The sequence below is a fragment of the Pseudoalteromonas sp. NBT06-2 genome (assembly GCF_002276045.1).
GTDB lineage: Bacteria > Pseudomonadota > Gammaproteobacteria > Enterobacterales > Alteromonadaceae > Pseudoalteromonas.
Genome location: NZ_NQMR01000328.1, coordinates 1 through 667, shown reverse-complemented (window position 1 = coordinate 667; position 667 = coordinate 1). Strand labels below are relative to the sequence as shown.

2 protein-coding genes are annotated in these 667 nt (G+C 34.8%); both read left to right on the top strand.

Translation table 11 applies throughout. The annotated features are described in order from the left end of the window. Nucleotides 1-353 (top strand): hypothetical protein (locus tag CJF42_RS27925; RefSeq protein WP_170940781.1); only part of this gene is annotated, 353 nt, incomplete at its 5' end. Beyond that, the gene (locus CJF42_RS25835) at nt 350-658 is read left to right on the top strand and encodes a CTX-RstB family phage integration protein (protein WP_095369352.1); all 309 of its coding nucleotides are present in this window, start codon (nt 350-352) and stop codon (nt 656-658) included. The genes CJF42_RS27925 and CJF42_RS25835, both read left to right, overlap by 4 nt. Nucleotides 659-667: the final 9 nt, after the last annotated feature.

Sequence of the window (667 nt, the reverse complement as noted above, 5' to 3'; positions counted from 1 at the left end):
TTATCTCTTTAGATGCTTTGCTTAATATAGACGGTATTTTTGCGGCTGCTTATCCTGCATTTGAATTTGTCAGTGAAGAACGTTTAGAAGTACCAACCAATCAACGTAAAAAAATCGTATTAGCCACTAATGACAGGTTAGTTAAATATCAAAAATTAGCTTACGGCAAACACGTTAACTTTATGCGTCACATATTAGAACTATCTGATACTGACATCGTAAACCTATTAACTGACGGGTTAGGCCAGTTAGATATGCCTGCATCACTTGCAAATGCATTGATTCAACCTCCTAACTTTAACGATAACAATCAACTTAATGAAATAAACAACCAACCGGAGTTACTACAATGAAAGTAATCTTACTATCTGCTGCACTTGGTAAAGGTATCAGCAAAAAAACAGGTCAACCAAAACCATACGCTTTTGCATCACTAGAGTATTTAGTTCCCGCTAAAGATTTTATTAATGGAGACCACAACATTCAAAAATGTGGTTTAGAAGTAAAGAACGTATCCATTCTTGATGACCAACAACTTTACAACAACATAAAAGCAATTTTAGACCAAAACGGTATTAGTGAAGTTGAATTAACACTTACACCAGACCCTGAAAATATGTCTCGTAATATCGTATCTCAAGTAAGAACGGCTAAGTAGGGTTAAATA

Bases quoted from the DNA above. Each gene is read 5' to 3' on its own strand.
- CJF42_RS25835 (WP_095369352.1), top strand. From the start codon at position 350: ATGAAAGTAATCTTACTATCTGCTGCACTTGGTAAAGGTATCAGCAAA.